Here is a 243-nt window from a genome sequence, read left to right on the forward strand (position 1 = left end):
TGGGCTGCCCGGCGAAAAAGGTGAATAAAAAAATGGCTGGCTCGGCGCTTATGCAGCACCCTGAGTTAGTTGAAGAGATACTGACAGCGGTCGTTAACGCTGTCGACGTTCCGGTAACGCTAAAGACAAGAACCGGCTGGGATCCTGAACATAAAAACGGTATTGATATAGCGCAGTTAGCAGAACGCTGTGGTATTCAGTCACTTGCTATTCACGGTCGTACTCGCGCCTGCATGTATAAAG

General features: G+C 49.4%; 1 protein-coding gene. It reads left to right on the plus strand.

Annotated elements, in window-relative coordinates:
* A partial coding sequence (locus tag B3180_RS03890; protein WP_286843234.1) for a tRNA-dihydrouridine synthase occupies positions 1-243 on the plus strand: 243 nt, incomplete at both ends.

The sequence above is a fragment of the Idiomarina sp. UBA4206 genome (assembly GCF_002383015.1).
Lineage (GTDB): Bacteria > Pseudomonadota > Gammaproteobacteria > Enterobacterales > Alteromonadaceae > Idiomarina > Idiomarina abyssalis.